This window comes from Streptomyces sp. NPDC057543 (assembly GCF_042801895.1).
Classification (GTDB): Bacteria; Actinomycetota; Actinomycetes; order Streptomycetales; family Streptomycetaceae; genus Streptomyces.
In genome coordinates, this window is sequence record NZ_JBHVFF010000128.1 from 1 (window position 1) to 22,317 (window position 22,317).

General features: G+C 68.3%; 23 protein-coding genes and 1 pseudogene. 12 read left to right on the forward strand and 12 right to left on the reverse strand.

Annotated features, from left to right (window positions below; genetic code table 11):
* The 3 genes from ACFU8Q_RS21660 to ACFU8Q_RS21670 all read right to left on the reverse strand — a co-directional run.
* On the reverse strand, window positions 1–314 hold a 314-nt coding region (locus ACFU8Q_RS21660; protein WP_384456342.1), incomplete at its 3' end, for a DUF3037 domain-containing protein.
* Window positions 311–1,168, reverse strand: coding sequence for a HipA family kinase (locus tag ACFU8Q_RS21665; protein WP_383762090.1), 858 nt, complete (start codon window positions 1,166–1,168; stop codon window positions 311–313). The genes ACFU8Q_RS21665 and ACFU8Q_RS21660, both read right to left, overlap by 4 nt.
* A 196-nt stretch (window positions 1,169–1,364) precedes the next feature.
* Window positions 1,365–1,745: a hypothetical protein gene (locus tag ACFU8Q_RS21670; RefSeq protein ID WP_384456346.1), complete on the reverse strand. Its 381-nt coding sequence runs from the start codon at window positions 1,743–1,745 to the stop codon at window positions 1,365–1,367.
* A gap of 644 nt (window positions 1,746–2,389) precedes the next feature.
* Here ACFU8Q_RS21670 and ACFU8Q_RS21675 point away from each other — a divergent pair.
* The gene (locus ACFU8Q_RS21675; protein ID WP_384456349.1) at window positions 2,390–2,899 is read left to right on the forward strand and encodes a Rieske (2Fe-2S) protein; all 510 of its coding nucleotides are present in this window, start codon (window positions 2,390–2,392) and stop codon (window positions 2,897–2,899) included.
* Here the strand turns inward: ACFU8Q_RS21675 and ACFU8Q_RS21680 are convergent.
* Window positions 2,896–3,579: a cysteine hydrolase gene (locus ACFU8Q_RS21680; RefSeq protein WP_384456351.1), complete on the reverse strand. Its 684-nt coding sequence runs from the start codon at window positions 3,577–3,579 to the stop codon at window positions 2,896–2,898. The two genes, ACFU8Q_RS21675 and ACFU8Q_RS21680, sit on opposite strands and share 4 nt — an antisense overlap.
* Before the next feature lie 113 nt (window positions 3,580–3,692).
* On the opposite strand from ACFU8Q_RS21680, the gene ACFU8Q_RS21685 reads away from it, so the two are divergent.
* A complete protein-coding gene (locus ACFU8Q_RS21685) occupies window positions 3,693–4,169 on the forward strand; it encodes a pyridoxamine 5'-phosphate oxidase family protein (protein WP_384456354.1) in 477 nt (158 codons plus the stop codon).
* Window positions 4,170–4,272: 103 nt separating this feature from the next.
* Here the strand turns inward: ACFU8Q_RS21685 and ACFU8Q_RS21690 are convergent, their stop codons facing one another.
* Complete coding sequence (locus ACFU8Q_RS21690) at window positions 4,273–5,187, reverse strand: LysR family transcriptional regulator (protein WP_384456357.1); 915 nt, start codon at window positions 5,185–5,187, stop codon at window positions 4,273–4,275.
* Window positions 5,188–5,261: 74 nt separating this feature from the next.
* On the opposite strand from ACFU8Q_RS21690, the gene ACFU8Q_RS21695 reads away from it, so the two are divergent.
* Window positions 5,262–6,311, forward strand: coding sequence for a DMT family transporter (locus tag ACFU8Q_RS21695; RefSeq protein ID WP_384456360.1), 1,050 nt, complete (start codon window positions 5,262–5,264; stop codon window positions 6,309–6,311).
* Here the strand turns inward: ACFU8Q_RS21695 and ACFU8Q_RS21700 are convergent.
* The gene (locus tag ACFU8Q_RS21700; protein ID WP_384456362.1) at window positions 6,302–7,633 is read right to left on the reverse strand and encodes an aminotransferase class I/II-fold pyridoxal phosphate-dependent enzyme; all 1,332 of its coding nucleotides are present in this window, start codon (window positions 7,631–7,633) and stop codon (window positions 6,302–6,304) included. The two genes, ACFU8Q_RS21695 and ACFU8Q_RS21700, sit on opposite strands and share 10 nt — an antisense overlap.
* A 35-nt stretch (window positions 7,634–7,668) precedes the next feature.
* Between ACFU8Q_RS21700 and ACFU8Q_RS21705 the strand changes: the two genes are divergently transcribed.
* The gene (locus ACFU8Q_RS21705) at window positions 7,669–8,364 is read left to right on the forward strand and encodes a pyridoxamine 5'-phosphate oxidase family protein (protein ID WP_384456365.1); all 696 of its coding nucleotides are present in this window, start codon (window positions 7,669–7,671) and stop codon (window positions 8,362–8,364) included.
* Window positions 8,365–8,399: 35 nt separating this feature from the next.
* On the opposite strand, the pseudogene ACFU8Q_RS21710 reads toward ACFU8Q_RS21705, so the two are convergent.
* The 3 genes and pseudogenes from ACFU8Q_RS21710 to ACFU8Q_RS21720 form a co-directional block, all read right to left on the reverse strand.
* Window positions 8,400–8,669: pseudogene (locus ACFU8Q_RS21710) on the reverse strand (EamA family transporter); the annotation flags it as partial.
* Between the two features lie 323 nt (window positions 8,670–8,992).
* Window positions 8,993–10,021 carry a DMT family transporter gene (locus ACFU8Q_RS21715; RefSeq protein ID WP_384456369.1) on the reverse strand — a complete coding sequence of 343 codons (1,029 nt, stop codon included), beginning with the start codon at window positions 10,019–10,021 and terminating at the stop codon, window positions 8,993–8,995.
* Window positions 10,022–10,306: 285 nt separating this feature from the next.
* The gene (locus ACFU8Q_RS21720; protein WP_384456399.1) at window positions 10,307–10,876 is read right to left on the reverse strand and encodes a Clp protease N-terminal domain-containing protein; all 570 of its coding nucleotides are present in this window, start codon (window positions 10,874–10,876) and stop codon (window positions 10,307–10,309) included.
* 243 nt (window positions 10,877–11,119) lie between these two features.
* On the opposite strand from ACFU8Q_RS21720, the gene ACFU8Q_RS21725 reads away from it, so the two are divergent.
* On the forward strand, window positions 11,120–11,317 hold the full coding sequence (locus ACFU8Q_RS21725; protein ID WP_384456372.1) for a hypothetical protein: 198 nt from the start codon (window positions 11,120–11,122) through the stop codon (window positions 11,315–11,317).
* Between the two features lie 84 nt (window positions 11,318–11,401).
* Window positions 11,402–11,833, forward strand: coding sequence for an SRPBCC family protein (locus ACFU8Q_RS21730; RefSeq protein WP_384456374.1), 432 nt, complete (start codon window positions 11,402–11,404; stop codon window positions 11,831–11,833).
* A gap of 92 nt (window positions 11,834–11,925) precedes the next feature.
* On the opposite strand, the gene ACFU8Q_RS21735 is transcribed toward ACFU8Q_RS21730, so the two are convergent.
* Window positions 11,926–12,552 (reverse strand): PadR family transcriptional regulator, encoded by a 627-nt coding sequence (locus ACFU8Q_RS21735; protein WP_384456377.1) that lies wholly within the window; start codon window positions 12,550–12,552, stop codon window positions 11,926–11,928.
* Between the two features lie 370 nt (window positions 12,553–12,922).
* Between ACFU8Q_RS21735 and ACFU8Q_RS21740 the strand changes: the two genes are divergently transcribed.
* The 5 genes from ACFU8Q_RS21740 (at window position 12,923) to ACFU8Q_RS21760 (ending at window position 18,762) form a co-directional block, all read left to right on the forward strand.
* Entirely contained in the window at window positions 12,923–13,678 is a 756-nt protein-coding gene (locus tag ACFU8Q_RS21740; RefSeq protein WP_384456380.1) for a TnsA-like heteromeric transposase endonuclease subunit, read from the forward strand.
* 35 nt (window positions 13,679–13,713) lie between these two features.
* Window positions 13,714–15,768 (forward strand): integrase, encoded by a 2,055-nt coding sequence (locus ACFU8Q_RS21745; RefSeq protein ID WP_384456382.1) that lies wholly within the window; start codon window positions 13,714–13,716, stop codon window positions 15,766–15,768.
* A 35-nt stretch (window positions 15,769–15,803) separates the two neighbouring features.
* The gene (locus ACFU8Q_RS21750; protein ID WP_384456385.1) at window positions 15,804–16,805 is read left to right on the forward strand and encodes a TniB family NTP-binding protein; all 1,002 of its coding nucleotides are present in this window, start codon (window positions 15,804–15,806) and stop codon (window positions 16,803–16,805) included.
* A gap of 89 nt (window positions 16,806–16,894) precedes the next feature.
* Window positions 16,895–17,692: a hypothetical protein gene (locus tag ACFU8Q_RS21755; RefSeq protein WP_384456388.1), complete on the forward strand. Its 798-nt coding sequence runs from the start codon at window positions 16,895–16,897 to the stop codon at window positions 17,690–17,692.
* A gap of 11 nt (window positions 17,693–17,703) precedes the next feature.
* The gene (locus ACFU8Q_RS21760; protein WP_384456390.1) at window positions 17,704–18,762 is read left to right on the forward strand and encodes an XRE family transcriptional regulator; all 1,059 of its coding nucleotides are present in this window, start codon (window positions 17,704–17,706) and stop codon (window positions 18,760–18,762) included.
* A 256-nt stretch (window positions 18,763–19,018) separates the two neighbouring features.
* On the opposite strand, the gene ACFU8Q_RS21765 is transcribed toward ACFU8Q_RS21760, so the two are convergent.
* Window positions 19,019–19,888: a recombinase family protein gene (locus ACFU8Q_RS21765; protein WP_384456393.1), complete on the reverse strand. Its 870-nt coding sequence runs from the start codon at window positions 19,886–19,888 to the stop codon at window positions 19,019–19,021.
* Between the two features lie 475 nt (window positions 19,889–20,363).
* Window positions 20,364–21,500, reverse strand: a complete 1,137-nt coding sequence (locus ACFU8Q_RS21770; RefSeq protein WP_384456396.1) for an MFS transporter — start codon at window positions 21,498–21,500, stop codon at window positions 20,364–20,366.
* Between the two features lie 436 nt (window positions 21,501–21,936).
* Between ACFU8Q_RS21770 and ACFU8Q_RS21775 the strand changes: the two genes are divergently transcribed.
* Window positions 21,937–22,314 (forward strand): VOC family protein, encoded by a 378-nt coding sequence (locus ACFU8Q_RS21775; RefSeq protein WP_360550806.1) that lies wholly within the window; start codon window positions 21,937–21,939, stop codon window positions 22,312–22,314.
* The last annotated feature ends 3 nt before the right edge of the window (window positions 22,315–22,317 follow it).

Consider the following 22,317-nt stretch of genomic DNA (forward strand, 5'->3'; position numbering starts at 1 on the left):
GGGCTCGGCTGGACGACGGTGGAGCGCGGGGCGATAAGCCAGCGGAAGCGGCGGCCCGCGTCGTCGCGGGCCGCCTGGCCCGCGTCCGTGCCACCGCGGCAGACACCTTCGACGGCGCGCAGAGCGGCCCGTACACCGACCACGTCGGCGGCCGGGTCCAGGGCCTTCAGCTTGGTCTCGTCGAGATGGGTACGGGCGGCGACGAAATCCCGCGCGCGGCAGTAGACGACCACGCCCGCGTTGAAGAACTCGCCGCGCTGCACCCGCGGCACCACGCGCAGCAGCGCGTACTCGAAGACATCGCGCTCGCTCACCGCTGGCCGTCCTTGTCGTTCTTCTTCTTGGTGGGGTGGGGCCACGGGGTGAGGTGCTCGGTGAGCCACCCGGGGGCCTGGGACGGCTTGGGCTCGGTGGGGCCCTCCAGCGTGATCCGCTCATGAATCGTCGCGGCGCGCGGCAGCAGCGCCTCCACATAGGCTCGGCGCAGCTCGTCCGTGGAGTCGAAGCCGGGCTCGTCCACCAGCCATTCGTCGGGCACGTCGGCCGCGACCTCGGTGAGCAGTTCCTCGGTGACCAGCGGGGCGAGTTCGGCGGCCGCCGCCGCGATATCGGGGGCGAACGGGGCGAGCGCGTGGTCCGAGGCGTTGTACGGCTTGGCCGCGGACGTCTGGGCGCCGGGCCAGTTGTGGTGCCAGATCATGGTGGCGCCGTGATCGATGAGCCACAGGTCGCCGTGCCAGATCAGCATGTTCGGATTGCGCCAGGACCGGTCGACGTTGTTGATCAGCGCGTCGAACCAGACGACCCGGCCGGCTTCCCGGGAGTCCACCTGATAGGCGAGCGAGTCGAAGCCGATCGATCCGGGCAGGAAATCCATCCCGAGATTGAGCCCGCCGCTGGCCTTCAGGAGTTCCTGCACCTCCTGGTCGGGCTCGGCGAGCCCGATGACCGGGTCGAGCTGGATCTGCACGAGGTCGGGGACGCGAAGGCCGAGCCTGCGGCCGAGCTGTCCGCAGATGACCTCCGCGACCAGCGTCTTACGGCCCTGTCCGGCGCCGGTGAATTTCATGACATACGTGCCCAGGTCATCGGCTTCGACGATTCCGGGCAGCGATCCACCCTCCCGCAGGGGCGTGACGTAGCGGGTCGCTGTGACTTCGGTGAGCATTTTCCCAGGCTATCCGGCGCCCGGACACCACGATCCACGGCTCGGTTCCCACGAGTATCAGAGCGCCACCGGCCGCCAGGGTCGGGTAGTGGACGTTCGCCGCGGCCCGGACGGCGAACAGCCCCGCGCCCGCCCGTGCCGTTCACGCTCGGGAATGCGGTCGATGCCCGGGCCGTCAGGGCCGATGACGTAACGCCTACGAACGCAACGCGGCCAGCACACGGCTGCGAAGAAGCTCGTACTCCGCACGGAGCCGCACGATCTCCGCAGGCCGTTCGATCACATCCCCGCCGACCACTGTCTCATCGGGGCCGAACTGCTCTCGCGTGAGATCGACTTCGATTCCCATGCCCAGACGGTTCCACCAGTGGTAGTCGACGCGCTCGCCGTCGACGTGGACCTCGCCACGGATCAGCTCACCACCCAACAGGTCGTGCACCACCAGGGCGGTGACACCGCATTGGTCGCGTGCCGGGTTGTCCGGGGTCCAGTGCGGACGGTGGGCCGACGTCGCGGTGTCCGCACCCCACCCGCCGCGAATGGCCTGCTCAAGGTCGTTGAAGTTGATCAGCGTCATGTCGCTCAGCCTCGCAGACACCTCTGACAATCACCGCGGCCGTTCACACCCGGCCGTTCACACGTGGCCTGTCACGCGCGACGCCCGGTCTCCCGCCGGTCCGGGCCAGAACCGGAACCGGGGCCTCAGCCGGACCGAAACCAGGTGCCGGTCCATCCGCATTCCGCCTGTCATGGATTCTTCATGACAGGCACCGTTCAGAGAAATCGGTGCGCGGAGGCCACCTGCCGGCCGCAGGTCTTCCACACCGTGGTCGCCGGCGCGACTCCGACCGCTCGGCGGTTGCACGACACCCATTGGGAGGAACGGCCCCTCGGCCACTCGGATGTACTTCCGGCGAATTACGCGCGCAATTCGCTGCTCCCGAGGCGGCCGGGCTGACGCGCCCGCTCATGCCGGTGCACGGTCCTGCCGATGACAATGTGGCCGTCGTGCTGCGCCGGCCGTCTGGTCACCCACAGGGAGACGGCGGGCAATCCGTGCCTGCTGGAGCGGGACTCCCTCAAGAAGTCCCTGGCGCGTTGAACACGGGGGGTCCCGCTGCGCGTACCCCAGGTCGGACACAGACGTTGTGAACACCTAGGCCGTAAACACAGAAGTCGCGGACATCGACAGTCGCGAACATCGCAGAAGGGAATGCCGGAATGAGCGCATCGCAGGACCACGAGGTCCGTCCCGGACGTCGGGCCGTTGTCACAGCGGTCGGGGCCGTCTCGGTGGCTGCCGTACTCACTGCGTGCGGAAACGAGAAGGAATCGGGGAATTCGGATGCGGTCCGACCGGCCGCCGGCGGAAAGGACGTCGGCGACGACGCGCTGACGAAGACCGCCGACGTCCCGAAGGGCGGCGGAAAGGACATCGGCGGCGACACGCTGGCGAAGACCGCCGACATCCCGAAGGGCGGCGGAAAGATCTTCGCCGACCAGGGCGTCGTGGTGACGCAGCCCGAGGCCGGTGACTTCAAGGCGTTCTCGTCGAAGTGCACCCATCAGGGATGCGCGGTGTCGAGCGTGTCGAACGGCACCATCAACTGCCCCTGCCACGGCAGCAAATTCGACCTCCGGACGGGTAGCGTGACGGCGGGGCCGGCGCGCCAGCCGCTGCCCGCCAAGGCCATCACCGTCGAAGGCGATTCGATCACCCTCACGTCCTAGTGGTATTGCCCCGTCCGGCCGCGATCCGCCGGACGGGCCCCGGTCCGCCCTCCGCTCCGCCAGCAGCCGAGCACATCATCGGTGGTCGTGATGGTGGCGACGAGGGCGAGCGTGTTGCGGATCATCGCGGGGGTGTAGTCGGCCGGCACCCCCGCGATGGCGTCGGACGGCACCACCGCCGTATAGCCGAGATTCACCGCGTCGAACACGGCGTTGGGGACGGCGACATTGGCCGAGACACCGGTGACGACGAGCGTCCGGCAGCCGAGGTTACGGAGCAACGCGTCCACGTCCGTACCGGCGATGGGCGAGAGGCCGTGCAGCCGGCGCACGACGAGGTCCTCGTCCGCCACCTCGATGGGCGCGGCGATCCGTACCGCCGTGGTGCCCGAGTGCTGTTGTACGGGCAACCGGCCGGCGGCCCGGAACAGGCGGGCGTTGTTGTTGGCTCCCCGCCCGTCGGGGCGGCGTTCGGCCACCGCGTGCAGTACCTGGATCCCGGCCTGATGGGCGGCCGCCACCAGCCGGGCGACTCGGTGAAGGGCCCCGGAGGACCTGGCCTCCTCGGCCAGCTCCGGCAGGGCACTGTCGGGGCCCACGACACCTTGCTGGCATTCGACCGTCAGAAGCACGGTGGTGGCCGGATCGAGCTGCCCGGCGAGCTGTTCCTTCGTCGGCACGGCTGCCCCCTTTCAGTGGCGGATCGGGCGCGCGAGGCTAACCGCCATTGCATCACGAGGGAAGAGGCCCCATGATTCCTGACACATAGTCAGCTATTCGGAGGGGGGCGCCCATGGCCGCCATTCAGCGACGGGGCCGTCGGATCATGATGACGGACGCGGAACGCGACACCTATCTCGCCGAGCAGCGGACCTGCCGGGTCGCCACCGTGTCCGCCGTCGGCCGCCCGCACATCGGCGCCCTCTGGTTCACCTGGGACGGCACCTCACTCTGGCTGTACTCGATCACCCGCAGCCTGCGCTGGTCCCAGCTGCGCGACGACCCGAGGATCGCGGTGGTCGTGGACGACGGGGTGGAGTACGCGGACCTGCGCGGCATCGAACTCTCCGGCGAGGCCGTCCCGGTCGGCGAGGCACCCCGCACCGGCGAACCCTTCCCCGAACTCGACGTGCCCGAGCGGCTGTTCGCGGCGAAGTACTTCGGGATGGACACCATGCCGCACGACGGGCGGCACGCCTGGCTGCGGCTCACTCCGGAGGCCATCACCTCCTGGGACTTCCGGAGGCTCGCAGGGCTGTCCTCGACGTGAGCGGTCTCGGCGGAAGAACCTGACCCCGGCCTCGACAGGAGAGCGTGAGCGGCCTCGACGGGAGAACAGAAACGACGCCGGCGGGAGAAGACCTGCGCCCCGCCTACGCCGTCGGCGCATCCATCTCCCGGCCCGCCGCCCGCAGCGCCGTCACGGCCGCCCTGATCGACGGACGGCGGTCCGCGTCGGTGCGCCACACGGCGTGGACGTGCCGTCGCATCTTCTGCCGTACGGGCACGAGCCGCACCCCGTCGGGCACCGGCCCACGGCCCAGCCGAGGCGCCACACAGACCCCCATCCCAGCGGCGATCAGGGCGAGTTGGGTGTGATGCTCGCCCGCCAGATGCGCGATGCGCGGCTCGATGCCCTTCGAGCGCAGGGTGAACATCAGCCAGTCGTAGCAGAACTCGCCCTCGGGCCAGGACACCCAGTCGTCGTCGGCGAACTCTTCCAGATCCACCTCCACCCGGTCCGCCAGGGGATGACCGGCCGGCATGGCGACGTCCGGTGCGTCGTCCAGGAGTTCGGCCTTGGCCAGACCACCGGGCACCGGCAGCCGCTTGTTGCTCCAGTCCAGCACGACCGCCAGGTCGATATCGCCTCTGATGACCGCACGGATTCCATCCTCGGGCTCCAATTCCCGTGTCTGTACGCGCAGTTCGGGATGGTCGGCGCGCAGCGCCTGGAGCGCCGCAGGGAAGAGCCCGCGCGCGGCGGTCGGAAAGGCGGAGAGCCGTATCTCACCCACCACCTCCCCGCGCTGCGCCTCGATGTCGGACTGAGCCAGCTCGACCTGGGACAGGATCCGGGCCGCGTGGTCGGCGAGCAGCTGACCGGCGTCGGTGAGCCGGACTCCGCGGCCGTTCTTGGCGAGGAGTTGCTGGCCCACCTCCCGCTCCAGCTTCGACATCTGCTGGGAGACCGCCGACGTGGTGACATGCAGCCCCTCGGCGGCACCGCTGACCGAACCGTGCCGGGCGAGTGCATCCAGGGTGCGCAGGCGCTCCAGATTCAACATGTAAGCAATGCTACGCGGTTTTCCACACAAAATCTCACTTGTCCTACGCGATTGTTTTCGTCATCGTTGACCGCATGAGCGCGCCGGCCACACCGAGAACCCCTCCTCCCGCCAAATCCTCCGCCCCGTCCCGGCCGACCAGGACGGCCACCCCCGCCACCACCGCGACACCCGCTGCCCCGGTGCCGCTCGCGACGCCCTCTTCGGCCCCGGCCGCGCGACCGGGGCCGGATTGGCGGATCCGCTTCGGAGCGCTCTCCCTCATATGGGGCTTCAGCTTCCTTCTGATCAAGGTCGGAACCGAGGGGTACGCCCCGTTCCAGGTCACTCTCGGCCGCCTCCTGTCGGGCACGGCGGTGCTGGCCGTCGCGATGGCGGTACGACGGGAGCGGCCGCCGCGCGGTGCCCGCACGTGGGGACATCTGGCCGTCGCCGCGTTCTTCCTGAACGCGCTGCCGTTCTCGCTCTTCGCCTATGCCGAGCTGACCATCCCGTCGACCCTGGCCGGAATCTGCAATGCGACCTCGCCCCTGTGGGGCATGGCGCTGTCGCTCGTCGCGCTCTCGGAGGACCGGCCGACCCGTCGCCGTGTCGCCGGGCTCGGGCTCGGTTTCCTGGGCGTACTGACCGTGCTGGGCGCCTGGCAGGGCTTCTCCGGGCTGGACTTCGGCGGTACGACCATGGCGCTGCTCGCCTCCCTCAGCTATCCGATCGGCTGGATCTACGTCCGCAGAACGCTGGCGGGCAGCGGTTCGTCCACGCTCTCCCTGACCGGCAGCCAGCTCTTGCTCGGTACGGTGCAGATCGCTCTGGTGACCCCGCTGTTCACGTCGGTCCCCGACGGATTTCCCCTCCTCCCGACCCTGGCCGTGGTCGCCCTGGGCGCGCTCGGTACGGGCCTGGCGGTGCTGATCCAGTACGGCCTGGTGGAGGAGGTCGGACCCACGACCGCGCAGATGGTCACCTACTTCATCCCGGTCATCGCCACCGCGGCCGGAGTCCTCGTGCTCGGCGAGCAGCTGAGCTGGAACACTCCGGTCGGCGCCCTCGTGGTCCTGGCGGGCGCCGCCCTGACCCAGAGCAGGGCGCGCGGCGGCAGGAACGGGACCGGGACTCAGCCGTAGTTCAGCGGTTTCGCCGGTCCGGCCGCCGCCGCCACCGCATCGGCCAGGAGCTCGATGTCGCCCTCGGTGAGCGGTGAGACGGTGAGCCGGACACCCTGGGGCGCGGTCATCCGGAACCGCGCTCCGGGCGCCACCGCCCAGCCCGCGTGCAGCAGCCGTGCCACGGCCCCGGTCTCGTCGCTCACCGGTACCCACACATTCATGCCGCTGCGTCCGTGCGCCTCCACGCCCCGCTCCTTCAGTGCCCGCACGAGTGCGTCCCGCCGCTTCGCGTACGCCCGTGCCACCTCGGCCGGGTCGACCGCGCCCGAGGCCCACAGATGCACCACGGCCCGTTGCAGCAGTCTGCTGACCCAGCCGGGGCCGAGCCGCTGCCGGCCCGACACCCGGTCGACGGTGACCGGGTCGCCGGTCAGTGCGGCAACGCGCAGATCCGGCCCGTACGCCTTGGCCACGGACCGCACGAACGCCCACCGGTCCGTGGCGCCCGCCAGCGGGTACAGCGGGAGATCGACGATGCCGTGCCCGTGGTCGTCCTCGATCAGGAGCACTCCGCGGTGTCCGGCGAGGACGCCCCGTAGCTCGAAGGCGCGCCCGTCACTGATCGCGGCCCCGGTCGGATTCTGCGCCCGATCGGTGACGACGAGCGCGCGGGCACCGGCGTTCAGCACGCGCTCCACGTCATCGGGCAACGGTCCGTCGTCGTCGAGTGCGACAGGCACGGGGCGCAGTCCCAGCGCCGGTACGAGATCGAGCATGCTGCCCCACCCCGGGTCTTCCACGGCCACCGCGTCACCGGGTTTCAGATGCGCGACCAGTACGCGCTCGATCGCGTCCAGCGATCCGGAGGTCGCTACCACGGGTCCGCCCGGCACTCCGTCGGCTTCCAGTGCGGCGCGCGCGAGTGCGGCGAACTCCGGGTCCACCGGCGGCTGTCCGTACAGACCGGGGTGTCTCGCGTACTCGCCCGTGGCCGCCGCGAACGCCTCCCCCAGCGCGGGCAGCAGCGCCGGATCGGGGTTCCCCTCCCCCAGGTCCCGCACCCCGGGCGGCGCCTCGACCCGGAGCGAACCGCGCGCCGTACTCGCGGGGCGCAGCCGCACCCTGCTGCCCCGGCGCCCGGCCGTCTCGATCACTCCACGCTCGCGCAGCGTGCGGTAGGCGGCCGCCACCGTATTGGGATTCACCCCCAGCAACTCCGCCAACTCCCGCATCGGCGGCAGCACTTGCCCCGGCGCGAGGTCACCCGAGCCGACTCCGAGCTCCACACTGGCGGCAATTTCCGATGCGCGCCGCCCGACGATCCGATACTCTCCTAGCACAAACAAGATTATGCACTAGCGCAATGGAGTACGCAATGTCGGACACCGCATCGCCGCAGAGCACGGGCCCGGACACCGCGGCCGGGTACCGGCCGACCGAGCGCACCGTCCCGACCCGTTCCCGCGATCGCGCGGCCTACGACCGGGAACTGGTCCACTCGATACTCGACGAGGCGTACGTCTGCCACCTCGGCTTCGTCCGTGACGGCGCGCCGGTCGTCCTGCCGACACTTTTCGGCCGGGTCGGCGAGCGGCTCTACGTACACGGTTCGACCGGCTCCCGGCCGCTGCGGGAGACCGGCCGGACCGACCCCGGCCTGCCCGTCTGCCTGACGGTGACGCATGTCGACGGGCTGGTGCTGGCCCGCTCCGCCTTCCATCACTCGATCAACTACCGCTCCGTGGTCGTCCACGGCATCGCACGCACGGTGACCGACCCGCAGGAGCGGCGGACCGCCCTCGACGCGATCGTCGACCACGTGGTGCCGGGCCGGTCCGCGGACTCTCGGCCCGCCGACGAGAAGGAACTCGCGGCGACGGCGGTGATCCGGCTGGACCTCCAGGAGGTCTCCGCCAAGATCCGCACCGGCGGCCCCAACGACGAACCCCGCGACCTCACGCTGCCCCACTGGGCAGGCGTCGTCCCGCTCGCCCACGGCTACGCGGCGCCGCTCCCCTCGGACGACCTCGATCCCGCGATCGGGGTGCCCGGCTACATCACCGCGCTCTGAGCCGTACCAGGAATGGACGGGCCCGGACACCACGGCTACGGGCCCGTCCGCCCGCAGGTCGGTACGGCCGCCCGGCGGCGGGCGTGCGCGGCACCGCGCGCTTCGGCGAACGCCGACCCCGTGACGGCCGCGAGGAGCAGCAGCGTCCCGACGACGGTCGCCGCGGTGAGCTGCTCACGGAGCACCAAGACGGCGATAACCGCCGCACTGACCGGTTCGAGCAGCGTGATCACGGACACCGTCGCGGCACGCACCAGCGCGGCGCCCACGAAGTAGAGCGCGTAAGCAAGCCCGGTCGGTACCGACGAGGCCGCCCGCGCACGCCAGAACGACAGGGCGAGCGGGCCCAGGTCGCTGACCTCGAAGTTCAGCGAGGCGGCGGCCCCGGCAGTACCCCGGGCAACACCGGCGGTGATCAAACAGAAGACGCTCCGCCCGATGGGCAGGCCGGAAGCAGGATTCGACGCGTGGCTTCTCCGGATGAAGACAGGAGGGTGATCGCTCGGCTCCGCACCCGGGCCGCGACGGACCGCCCGGGAACTGCCCGAGCCCGGTCTTCGTCAGGAGTGGCCGCCGCCCGTGTCAGGCGGCGGGCGGCGAAAGCGCTGTCGAATACATGCGCGTCACATCACGTCGCAGCGCGGCCTGTGGACAACTCCCCCTCGGCGGCGGCGCGACCCCCGTCCGCTCCGGCTATCCGACCGCCGCCCGGCCCTGACGCGACGGGGCCGGAGGGCGTCCGCGGCGTCGCCGACTGGGCGATGAAGGCGCCGATCAGCACCATGGAACCACCGATGAGCTGAGGCGCCGACAGGTGCTCACCAAGCATCACCCAGGCGAGCACGGTCGCGATCACCGCCTCGAGACAGGCGACGACACCCGCCACCGCGGGCGAGAGCAGCCGTACCGAGATCACGCCGGTGACGTAGGCGAGCACCGTCGCCAACAGCACGATCCACAGGAGCAGAAGCCATGCCGGTACGTCCGTGCCGTCCATGCCCGCGCTGCCGCCCAGAACCGACCAGTCCATGTTCCACGGCCGCGCGACCACGGTGAGAACGACCGTGCCGATCAGCAGCCCGTACGCGATGACACCGACCGGATGCGGCGGTTCCGCACCTTCCGCCTTATCCGCGCTCCCCTGGTCGGACAGGACGAAGTAACCGACCTGACAGCAGGCGGCACCGAGCGCGAGCACCAGCCCGACCACGTCGAAGCTCAGCCCCGACCAGACCTCGACCACGCACGCGAGCCCCCCGACGGCGAGCACCACACCGACCGCGGCGCCCCGGGTGACCGGCCGGCGCTGGACGAAGCGGACCCAGCCGAGGACGAGCGCAGGCGCCAGATACTCCACGAGGAGCGCGACACCGACGGGAATACGGGAGATCGCGGCGAAGTAGAAGGCCTGCACACCCGCGACGGCGAGCAGCCCGAACCCGAGCAGCAGGACCGGCCTGCTGCGCACGAGGTCCCGGTGCCGCCAGGCGACGGGCAGCATCACGAGGGCGGCGCCCGCCACCCGTAGCCACACCACCTGGAGCGGATCGAGGCCTGCCTCGATGAGCGGCTTGGCCGCCACCCCTGAACCACCGAATGCGAACGCCGAAACCAGGGCAAGTCCCAGGCTGGCGCTTCTCCCCTGAGACGCGTGCATCGGGACATCATGACAGCTGAAGTCAGGAGCGTCACCCCGGTGACCCCTGACGTGCGCTCTCCGTCAGACACCCGGCCCCACCGCGGCCCCCGCCATGGTCGAGGATCCGGAGCCGCGCGCCACACTGGTCGGCGTCACCGTGGTCGGCGTCACCATCGGACACCAGCTCCCTGGCCTCGAGGCACCGCGCGACACTCCCGCCGACCGCATCGCCGCCCTGCTCCGCGCGGCCTTCAAGCCCCTGACCGAACCGCCACGCCGAATCGGCGCCCGCACCTCGGGCCGTCAACCCCCGGTGCCTCGCCACCCCTGGCCTGACGCCCCCACGATCCGGGCCGCGAGCTGCACCGCGTCGACACCGGCCCGCTCCAACACCTCGACGGCCCGGCACTCGTCGTCCCTGGCCAGCGCCGCGAGCAGATCGAGCCCGCCGGCCCTCACTTCGCCCCGCAGTTCCGCCCGCTCCAAGGCTCCCGCCATCGCCGTGGCGGCCGAGGGCGACCAGCCTTCCACGCCCGCGTCCCGCACAACGGAATCCGGGCCCCGGACGACCGGAACAGCGCCGGAGTCCTCCACCGCACCCTGCCAGCGGAGCCCGTAGCCGATACTGCGCTGGACGAGATACCCGAGCACCTTGGCCAGTTGGGGTCCCCCCTCGAAGGCCGCCCGCACCTCGGGGTCCGATTCGATGAGAGAGTGCAGCAGATGCGCCGTGTCGATCTGCCGGTCGCCGTCGCGCAGTGCGCGCCTGCGGGCACCCGTCACCACCGCGGCCAGCTCCACAGTGAGTCTGGCGTCGAACTCAGCACGGTTCGGTGCGGGCTGCTGAGGGATCCGCGGCGTCCGGTTTTGCACATCTCCCACCCCATCAGTCCCGCAGCACCGAAGCATCGCCGGATGGGCCCATTTAGGCATCCCACGCAAGTTGGGCACACTCGAACGGTTCCTCCTCCTTGCGGATGAGATCTCGCCATTTCGGGATCCGATCCGGAAGAACGGCGCGCGCCGCCTTGCACCGCGCTCCCGGAGCAACCGGGAGCCCCCCGTACGTCCCACAGGCCACATCACCCCACGGCAGCCGGAAGGGAGTCTGCGGACGTGTCCTGGTTGGTCGCCTTGCCGGCGCTCGACGGGCGGGAGTACGTGCACCTGGTCCACGCACCGGCGGACGCACTGCGCGCCGACCTCTTCTGGGCCGCGTTCCACCGCCATGACGACGGCCCGCACCCGCGCGCCTGCGACCGGTTCGACGCCGCACTGATCTGGCGGGCGGCACCCAAGGACCGGATCACATAAATCTGACGGTTCATCAGTATTGAATGTTCACGTCGCTGCGGCTACGTTCCGCGACACCGTAACCCGCCGAGAAGGGGTGGTCGCATGGCCGAAGTCAGCGCCGAGGCACGCATCGAAGCGCCGGCCGAGAAGGTCTGGGCGCAGCTGACGGACTTCACCGCGTACGGCCAGTGGAACGCCACCCACACCAGCTTCCCCAAGGGTGGCCCGGCAACACTCGAAGTCGCGGCCACCTACGAGGAGAACATGAAGCTCATGGGCTTCCCGGCGGAGGTGACCTGGACGGTGGCGGAGCTGGAGACCGCGCGCCTGCTGACCACCAAGGGCAAGGGGCCGATGGGCGTCAACCTGGCCATGCGCTACTCCCTGACTCCCGACGGCGACGCGACCACGGTACGAATCGACGGGGAGTTCACCGGCGCGGCGGTCTCCCTGATGGCGGGCAAACTCAAGGATTCGGCGACCGCCGCGCTCGTCGAATCACTGCGCAAACTGGGCGGCCTGGTCGCGGCCTGACAACTACCGGCAGGACGGGGAAGGGGCCCCGCGGCTCGGCCGCGAGGCCCCTGACACTTTGCACCTTCCGCCTTGCACCTCGCCCCACGGTCTCAGTGCTCGTCGGCGAGGATCAGATAGAGCTTCTTACGGGCGTCATTGATGACCGAGAGCGCCTTCTGACGCTGATCGACCGAGCCGGTCTTCCAGACCTGACCGAACGCCTCCATCAGACCGAAACCGGCCTGCCGGATCTCATTGACGCTCTCCCAGTCGACTCCGCGCCCGGCCTCCTCCCAGGGCGCGTCGGGTCCCGACTCCGCCTCGGTGCGACCGGTGTCGGTCAGCGTGAACAGCTTCTTGCCGCCCTCGCTGGCACTGACGATCAGACCCTCGTCCTCCAGGAGCTGGAGGGTCGGGTAGACCGAGCCCGGACTGGGCCGCCAGGCCCCGCCACTGCGCTCGCCGATCTCCTGGATCATCTCGTACCCGTGCATCGGCCGGTCCTTCAGCAACGCCAGGATCGATGCACGCACGTCACCGCGGCGCGCCCTCCCCCGGCCACCGCCCCGCCCGCGACCGCCACCGAAGGGGCCACCCCCGAAGGGACCGCCACCGAACGGCGGACCGAACTGCCCGAAGGCCGCCCGCCGGCCCTCGAAGTCGCCCCGGCCTTGATGGCCGGGCCCGCAGTGCCCATGTCCATGCCCGTGCTCATGCTCGTGTCCACGTGAACGCATCGCCGCACCCCTTCCATTGTTGAACTGTCGCGATGCGTCAACGATATATCGGAACCAGTCGCTTGACAATCACCTCGGCCGGTCACTGCCGCCCTGTCTCACTCAGCTGTCCTGTCTCACTGTCCTGTCCCTCGCTTTCTTGTCGCTGTCCCGGGTGAGGTTGTTCAGTTCACCGTCCGTCCCGGGGCATGTTGCCGCCCGCCGCATGCACCCGGGCTCGGTGTCCCGCCATGTTTTGTCGCTCACTGCTGTCTGTCCCGCTTCGTTTTCGCTCTCAGGGGCGGTTTGGACGCTGATTCGTTGCTGGCTGGCGGGCTGTGTGGCTTTCTCGTGATCAGGGCTTGTGCGTTCGCTGTGGTGAGGGGGCCGGATGACTGTCGAGGCGTTCGCCGATGTAGGGCACGGCGTTTTCGAGGTCGAGTACGTCGGTGCGGACCGCGTTCGCCGTCGTGAGCCGCTGTCGGCGGTGTGGACGGAAAGGTTCGAGACGCTGCCGCCGGTGCGGAAGGTGCGTGCGTACGGCGGGCAGCGGTCGGTGACCCGGGATTACTGGTCGACGACCATGCGCAGGGCACTCGCGTGTGAGTCGCGGCTGGAGCGTGATCACGCGATGCTGATGGACTTCGATCCGCAGGTAACGGGGCTGGTGTCGCAGCCGTTCCGACTGTTTTGGCCTACGCGCCGAGGGCGCCTGGGGCACGTCCCGGACTTCTTCTTCCGTCTTGCTGACGGCACCGGGACGGTGGTCGATGTCCGTCCGGATGACCGGATTGAGCTGGACGACGCCGAGGCGTTCGCAGCGACCGAGCGGGTCTGTGAATTGGCTGGCTGGTTGTTTAGGCGGGTGGGGATGATCAGCCCGGTTCTGCTGGCGAACGTGCGCTGGCTACGGGGCTACGGCCATCCCAGGTGTTGGCAGCAGGAGACCGCGGGACGGCTGCTGGAGGCGTTCGGCGAGCCGAGGCCGCTGTTCGCCGGGGCGGAGGCGGCCGGGGACCGGGTCGCGGTGCTGCCGGTGCTTTACCACCTGCTCTGGCGAGGGGCGCTGGTTACAGAGGTGGAGTCGCAGGTCATGGGGCCCAACTGCATGGTCCGGCGGTCAGGGACGGGGGTGGAGCCGTGGTGATGCGCAATCCGTTGGTGGTCCGGCCTGGCGACCGGGTGCGGTTCGACGGCACAGTGCAGACGGTGGCCGGGCTGTCGGGCATGTTGGTCCGTCTCGCGGACGAGGCGGGCGGGACGAGCACGATGCATCTGCCGACGCTGATGATGTCGCCCGGCTTCGAGGTGCTCGGCTCCGGCAGCCGGAGGGTGATGCCCGCGGGGTTGCTGGACCACGTCCCTCCCGGCCAGGCCGAGGAAGCCTTGTGGTGGCACCGGCACATGGTCGAGCTGCGGACGGGGCTGCTGCCGGACGCCCCGCAGGGGGCCTTGCCGCGGCCTGAGTACGACCCGGCCACGCGGACGTTGGCCGAGCGCGAGGCGTCCAAGGCCGCCGAGTTGTCGGTGGAGTTGGGTCGGCCGGTCAGTGCGCACACGATGCGCTGGCGGCGACGCCGCCATCAGGAACGGGGCATCGCGGGCATGGTCGACGGGCGGCACGCGCCGCGTCGGCCGGTGCACGGAAAGCTCAGGCCGGAAGTCGTGGACGAGTTGCAGCAGTTGATGAGCCAGGCCACGGGCGGTTCCACCCGGACGGTCAGCTACTACTTCGAGCGTGTCAGCAAGACGGTCAAGGACAAGTACGGCCAGGAGGCGGTGCCGAAGCGGTCGGCGTTTTACCGGCTGTTCCAGCGGCTGGAACGTGGCCGTCACACCACCGGGTCGGCGCGGACGCGCCGGTCCCTGGCGAACCAGCCCGAGGGCGTCTTCGATCAGGTGACGGTCTGCCGGCCGGGCGAGTTGATGGAGATCGACTCCACCCCGTTCGACGCGTTGGTACGCCTGGACCGGGGCGTGGTCGGCAGGGTTGAGTTGACCGGGCTGGTCGATGTCGCCACGCGCACGGTCACCGCGGCAGTGCTGCGGCCGACGACGAAGTCGGTGGACGCTGCCTTGCTGCTGGCTCGCTCGGTGACGCCGGCGCCGATGCGTCCGGGCTGGACGGAAGCGCTGCGCATGGAGCGGTCGGTGCTGCCCTACCAGCGGTTGCTCGCACTGGACGAGCGGCTGCGGCACGCGGCGGCAGTCCCGCTGATCATTCCCGAGGCAATCGTGGTGGACGGTGGCAAGGCGTTCTTGTCGAAGAACTTCCACATGGCCTGCGACGCATTCGGCACCGAGGTGATCCATGCGCCGCCCAGGACGCCGACGCACAAGCCGCACATCGAACGCACGCTGGGGTCGGTATCCACTATGTTCGCGCAATTCGTCTCGGGGCACACCGGTCGTTCGGCCGAGTACCGCGGGCGCCGGGTCGAAGACGAGCCGCTGTGGTCACTGCCGCAGTTACAGGAACTGCTGGAGGAGTGGATCACCGCCAAGTGGCAGAACCGGCCGCATGACGGCTTGCGAGACCCGCTGGCCCCGGGACGGACGTTCTCGCCGAACGAGAAGTACGCCGCGCTCGTGGAGACGGCCGGCTACCTGCCGCTGGCGCTGTCGGCCGAGGACTACCTGAAGTTGCTGCCGACACGCTGGCAGGCGGTCAACTCCTACGGAATCAAGATCAAGCACCGGCTCTACGACTGCGACGAGCTCAACACGCTGCGGCGGGAGCGGTCCGGGCTGACCGATCACAAGGACCGGTGGGAAGTACGTCACGACCCTTACGACATCCGTGTGGTCTGGCTTCACGATCACCGCGAGGACACGTGGATCACGGTCCCCTGGCGGCTGTTGTCTTCCCAGCCGGTCCCGTTCGGGGAAATGGCCTGGGACCACTCCTCCAGAGACCTGCGCGAAAAGCAGAGCGCCACAGTGACCGAGGAGGCGATCTCCGAGGCGGTGGGGGATCTGCTGGAACGGGCGGGCACCGGCCCCGTCGAGGAGAACGAGGCCCCGCCAGTTCGCAATCGGCCCCGCAGCCGACGCTCCGAGCGGGCAGCCGCCCGCACCCGCGCCACTAGCCAGTCGGCCTGGCCCCGTCCCGAGACGCCTTCGTCGACGCCCGTACAGGCAGAGCCGGAAACGGAAGAAGACAACGACGGAGCCATCGCTGAGGTTGTGCCATTGCGAGTGTTCGATGCCCGACAGGAGGCCAAAAATTGGTGGTAAGCACCAAAGACTTCGGTATGCCGGACGACCGGCGGATGCCGACAACCACTCTGGAGAGCTGGCGACGTTTCGTGAACGACGACCCGCTCTCCTGCACCTTGCTGCCAGAGAGCGACTGGCGGGATTTGTCCGAGCTGGAGCGGGACGAGTACGACGAGTTCCGTGTCAACTACACGTCTGAGCTGATCATCGTGGAGACCCCGACAGTCCGCGAGGTGCTGCATCAGGGCAGGTTGCTGACCTTGGTCAACCGGCGCGAGATCAGTGCCCGCCGCGGCTTGATCGTCTCCGGCCCTTGGGCCACCGGGAAATCCACTGCCCTCAAGCAATTGGGGAGGGCTCATGAACTCCGGGTCCGTCAGCGTTTCCCCGACCACGACCGCATTCCTGTCGTGTATATCTCTGCTCCGCCCAACGGCTCTCCGCGCAAACTCGCTGTCCGCTTCGCGCACTTCCTCGGACTGCCACTCAAGAGCCGACACAACGAGATGGACATCGCCGACGCCGTCTGCGAGATCCTGACCGAGGCGCGGTGCGACCTGGTGGTGGTCGACGAGATCCACAACATCAATCTGGCCACCAGCAGCGGGAAGGATCTGTCCGACCACCTCAAGCACTTTGCCGAGCACATTCCCGCCACGTTCGTCTACGCCGGCATCAACGTCGAACGGGAAGGACTGTTCACCGGCGTGCGTGGCAAGCAGATCGCCGCCCGGTGCGTAATGCAGTACACCGCGAATTTCCCCTACAGCACGGAGTGGCGTTCAATGATCGCCACGATGGAGGACGCCCTCCGCCTACACCTGCACGAGCCCGGCACGCTGGCCAAACTGGCGAAGTACCTCCACTCACGCACCGGAGGCAGCATCAGCAGCCTCTCCCACCTGGTCCGCGCCGCCGCGATCACGGCGATCGCCAACGGCGACGAACGTCTCACGCGTCGCCTTCTCGAAACCATCGCCGTTGACCACAACATGCAGTCCGACAGTCCTCAGCCCAAACGGGATACAGAACACGGGCTCGGAGACGCAGCGTGATTTCTGCTCTGCCCACGAGGCACCTGCGGCCCCTGCCCCGCACGCTGGCTCCCCTTCACCGGGAGTGCTGGGACTCCTATCTAAGTCGCTTGGCCACCGCGAACCACATCTCACACCTCTTACTCCACGAACAGCTCGACAATGCCGACTGGATCCCATCGGGAAATCTGTCACTGCTGGACTGCATCAGCGCACTGTCAGGCCAGCCGCGTGAGCGGCTACTGCGGGCCTTGCCAGACCTTCAGCCATCCGAGGATGCTTTCAAACCCGCCAGCCTGACGCTGGTCCAAGCAGGCTGGACCCCTCAAGAGGCGTGCACTTGGTGCACGAAGGCCAAGGGGGTCGTCATGCCAGTTCGGCACTGGGTCCCGGTCGGTACCAAACTCTGCCTCAAGCACGGGCGCTGGACCGCCGACCGCTCGAATCAGTTCGATATCGGCTCTCTACCCGATGTGTTGCAGGCCCAGCGCCGCTACCACCGTCTCGTTCTCCGCCACGGATGGAAAGCCGTCGTCCTCGCCATAAGAGAAGCAAGCGAGTTCGGCTGGCGCTGGTGGGAGAACTACGCCGACGAACATCCTTGGCGACACCGTCTGACTGTGTGCTGCGGTCCGCAATGGAACGGTTACGAGAACGACCCGAGGATCGTGGCCTGCACCTATCCCGAGACCGTCGCCTTGGCCGAGCTGCTTGCCTCACCCCAACTGCGGGGACTGCCCTTCACCGGCGAGGAAGCGGACATGCAGCGCTTCGTCACCGAAATCCGGATCCGGGCCGCTCCCGGTTACGTCCACGACGACAGCGACCGCCGCCACCCACTCGTGCGCTGGATGCAGCAAGAAGTACATCGTCGGAGCTTTCCCAACCCGATGTCGGCCCCATTTTGATGCCCGTCTTCATGCCCGGCCGGCTCCTCCTCGCGCGCCAGCGACGCGCACTGACGCTCAACCAGCTAGCCAGCCTCAGCAAGATCACGAGCACCTCGCTCAACGCCTACGAGAACGAGCGTCAGCAACCCTCCCGGGGCTCGATCTCCTCTCTATCCGCTGCGCTCGGCTTCCCCGTATCGTTCTTCTCTGCCCCAGCGCCCGCCCCCATTCAGCAGGACTGGGCGAACCTGCGCAGGCCGTCCAAGCTCGCATCCCGCCAGCGCGACGGCGCACTCAGTTCCGCAACGCTGGCCGCGTCGCTCAACCCCTGGCTTGAAAGCCGATTCCATCTCCCCCAGCCGAATGTCCCCCGCCTTCAAGGGGGCAGCCCTGAGGAGGCCGCAGAGGCTGTTCGCACGCATTGGTACCTCGCGGACGCCCCCATCCAGGGCCTGGTCCCGCTCCTCGAAGCCAACGGGATCCGCGTCTTCTCACTGCCTCTGGAATTCACGGACGTCGGCTCATTCTCAGCTGTCCACAGCGGCACACCATTCATCTTCCTCACATCGCAGCAGCCCGACGCAGACAACCGGCTCAATGCCGCACGCGCGCTTGGACACCTTGTTCTCCGCCCCTCAACCGGTCAGATCGACTGGCGCGCCTTTGAGACAGAGACCGATAGGTTCGCCGCTGCCTTTCTGATGCCCCGCACGGGGCTCTTGGCCCACATGCTCCGCAACGCAACCCCCGAGAGAATCGCAACGGCCAAAGGCCTCTGGGGTGTCCCCGCCACAGCGCTGGCCCATCGCCTGCATGGGCTGGGCCTGACACAAGAGTGGAACTTCCGCCGAGCTCTCGCCCAGGTCAAACAGACTTCGCTCAGACGTCAAGATCACACCACGTCGGAGACAAGCGCTCTACTGCCGAATGTGTTCAAGGCCCTTCAGGCACAAGGGCTCACCCCGCACGATGTCGCCGAGCACCTCTGCCTCCCGATGTGGGAGCTGAACAACTACATGCCCGGATTCGATCTGCTGGCCTTCGCTCCTACCTCCGCAGGAGCAATTCGCAGCCAATCGGCAACATAGAGCCGGACAGTCACCCTCCCCCCTGAGCGACAACGTCTTCCCAGACCTCCGAGGTCACGCCGTTCGCTGCATCTTGCGTATTCACAGGTCAACGACACGCCGCATCGACAACCTAGAACCGGACGGGACAATGGGACTCGTAGATGCTTGGGCCTGGACAGCGTCAGCGCCACCTCGGGTGCTGCCGGAAAATCGGGTATCGCCGAGATATGGGTCAAAGGGGCAATGAGCTGATCTCGACCCCATCGGTGCCTGTTCAGCTTCCCGGCTCATCCTCGGCGAGGATGCGGTAGACGGTGGCGACCGAGGGGTTCCTGTTCTTGCCCGAGGTGATGACCAGCTTCTGAGCGATCTGGGGTACGGGCACGCCGTTGGCCCCCAGGCTGCGGGCGTAGTCGGCCATGCCGTCGTCGACGACCTTGGGGCGCCCGCCGTGGCGGCCGCGCTCGCGAGCGGACGCTTGGCCTTCCAGAGACTTCTCCCGGATGTACTCGCGCTCGGACTCGGCCATGCCGGCGAAGAACGCGAAGAGGGCGGCACCGTGCCCGGAGGGGTCGTAGACACCCTGGAGGGGGCCGGTGAGGAGTTCGAGCTGGATGTCGTGGTGGCGCAGATTCTCGGCGATGGCCAGGAGCTCGGCGGCGCCGCGGCCCAGGCGCTTCATCTCGTGCACGGTGAAGATCACCCGCTGGTGCGGGACGGCCTTCTTGATGGTGCGGGCGAAGTCCATCGCCTTGACGAACTCCGGCCGCACCTTGACCCGGGTGCTGATCTTCTCCGAGAAAACCGGGTCACAGCCTGCCTCTTTCAGGGCGTCGAGCTGGCTCTGGAGCTCTTGCTGGGCGGTACTGCAACGGGCGTATCCCACTCTCGTGGGCTTCGTCGTGGCCTCCGGCACCGCGGCGTCGATGGCCGGGCCCATCTCCCAGGCGCGGCCGGGGCCGCGGTCGGCGGGGGTCTTCACCTCCAGCTCGGCGCGGAGCTGGGGGACGAGCATGAAGCGCGGGGTGTGGTATTTCGGGGCGACCTTGCCGCCACGGGTGCGGCAGGTGCTTCCGGCGGGCGCTTCGCAGGTCGGACAGTCGAACTGTTCGACGGCGGCGGCCGGTTCGGCGGGCTGGGGCATGTCGCAGAACCTATCGCGAGGGCATTGTGTGAAATTTGTTTTGCGAGAATTTGTGAGAACGGAAATCAGGGGCAAACCGGACGCGGTCCGGTGAGGGGCTCCGGTCTCTCAGAACTACTCATTTCTGCGAGTGCGAAGCGTGACACCCTTTCAACGGTGGTTGCGTGGCGGCCTGGGCACTCTCGATCTGGAGTTCGTTCCGCTCCTGGGCCGCCGTGAGATGACCAGCGACGCCGACGGCCTGTCAGAGGTCGCTGCCCTTTCGAGCCTTCGACGAACAGACCGTCGTCGAAGGGTGGATATGTGAGGGGACCCGGCGGCGCGCCGCCTGGGCCCCTCGCTGTCAAGCCAGTCCCCACCGTGGTTGGGGCCGCCGATCCGCTGGCCCCATGGTCGACCATCCTGTCCGGGCTTCTACGGAGCACCGCACGCCAGCACCAACGCCCTGACCGCTCGGGAGGTCGGGGGCTGCTGATCAGCCTTGCTCGCAACGGTCGGGAGCGTGGTCCGCAGGCGACTCGATCTTGCGCAGCTGTGTGAATGGCACAGCGGAGGCGAGTGCGAGAGCGATCGCGCCCACGAGCAAGAGGGCGAGCCAGGCGCCGGACCTGTCGATGACGAGTCCTGCCGCGGCGGATGCCAGCGATGCGCCGAGGTTTACGGAGGTGTTGATCCATGTCGACGCTTCCGTCCGGCTGGTGTCCGGAACGATGGTGTCGGCGATGAGGTATCCGGTGATGAGGGACGGGGCGAGGAAGAGGCCGATGAGGGCGAGGCCTGCGGCGAAGAGACCGAGTGTGTCCAGCTGGGATACGAACACCGCGGCAAGCCCCATGCTGGCGCACAGGGCGAACAGCCTTTTGCCGATCCCCGACTTGAGGTTCAGTTGCCCATAGAGGAAACCTCCGAGAGCACTTCCGCCGGCAAAGGCTGCCAGGAGCCAGCCCGAAGCTGCGACAGCATCACGTTGAGCAGCGGTGGCTGGCGCTGCGATCTCCGCGACGCCCAGTACACCACCGACGCCCAGCAGGACGACCAATACCCTTGCGAAACCTGGCTGTCGCAGTGGGCGGTCACCTTGCGCGCCGCTCCCTCCTGTCCCGCGCAGCGCCCCCGATGAGGCACTGGACGTCATCGCTGCAGTGCCGAGGGAAACCGCTGCCGCGGTCACCCAGAGCCCGATGCTGGGAGAACTGGCCACGATGACCGCGGTGATGATGACAGGACCACCGACGAAGAGGAGCTCTTCGCAAACCGCGTCGATACTGAATGCCTTTGTTCGCTGGTCACCGGCTGTTGTGAGCGATGCCCAGACCATTCGCATCGCCGCCCCCAGGGGTGGCGCTGTCAGGCCGACCACCGCACTGAGAACGAGGAACCAGATATCCGCGACACTCTCGGCTTCCGTGATGAGCGCGAGAGCGATGAACCCGGAGGCCTGGCCCGAGGCCATCGTGGTGAGCGCGATCCGTTGACCGAATCGATCGACGGCCCGGGCACGCCAGGGGGCGGCGAGGACGTTGGCGATGCCGAACACCGCTGTTGCGAAACCGGCCTGCGTGTACGAACCCGTGCTGTCCTGGACGGCGAGGAGGAGGGCAAGACCGCCCATCGCGAGGGCGGACCGGCCGATCAGGGCGGGGAGGAAGGCGCGAAGAGCGCCAGGAAGGAGAAGTACTGCGAGCACGAAGAAGCTCCGATGATGTGCGACCGACGCTGAACGCGAGGCCGCCAAGAATCTGACGGCTATCGAGGTCCGGAGGGCAGGACAGAGCGCACCCTCAACGGATCAGAACCTGGACGGGAGAGACCCAGGACCGTCAGATGAACATCACGATGAACATCCGGGAAGGTTAACAGGACGCGGCCTCCATGCCGGCTTGGGTAATTCCGCGCTGGTGACCTCCCCTACTGCCGTAGGCCGCATCTGTTCCAGGCTGAGCTGCGCTCTCAGGGATTCAAGATCAACTCATTGCCCCTTTGACCCGTATCTCGGCGATACCCGAAAATTGATCGTCAGGGCGGACCAGGCCGCCTACCGTTCCGCCATGCAGATTGTTGTGACGCTGGACTGTGTCGACACCGAAGCGCAAGCGGCCTTCTGGCTCGCCGCGCTCGCCCCACTGGACTACCGCCGCGGCTTCCACGGACCGCCCTACCTGAGCCTGGTCGCGCCCGCTCCTGCACCAACCCTTCTCCTACAGCACGTGCCAGAACTCAAACAGGGCAAGAACCGCATGCACCTTGACCTCGACTTTGGCACAGCGGACTTAGCGTCCGAGGTCAGTCGCCTCGAACGACTCGGCGCTGCGCAGCTCTCCGAAGAACTCAGTGAACACGGCTTTCGCTGGATCGTCGTTGCCGACCCGGAGGGCAACGAGTTCTGCGTATTCAATCCTCCGAACAGCACCAACGTTCCGGAATAGTTG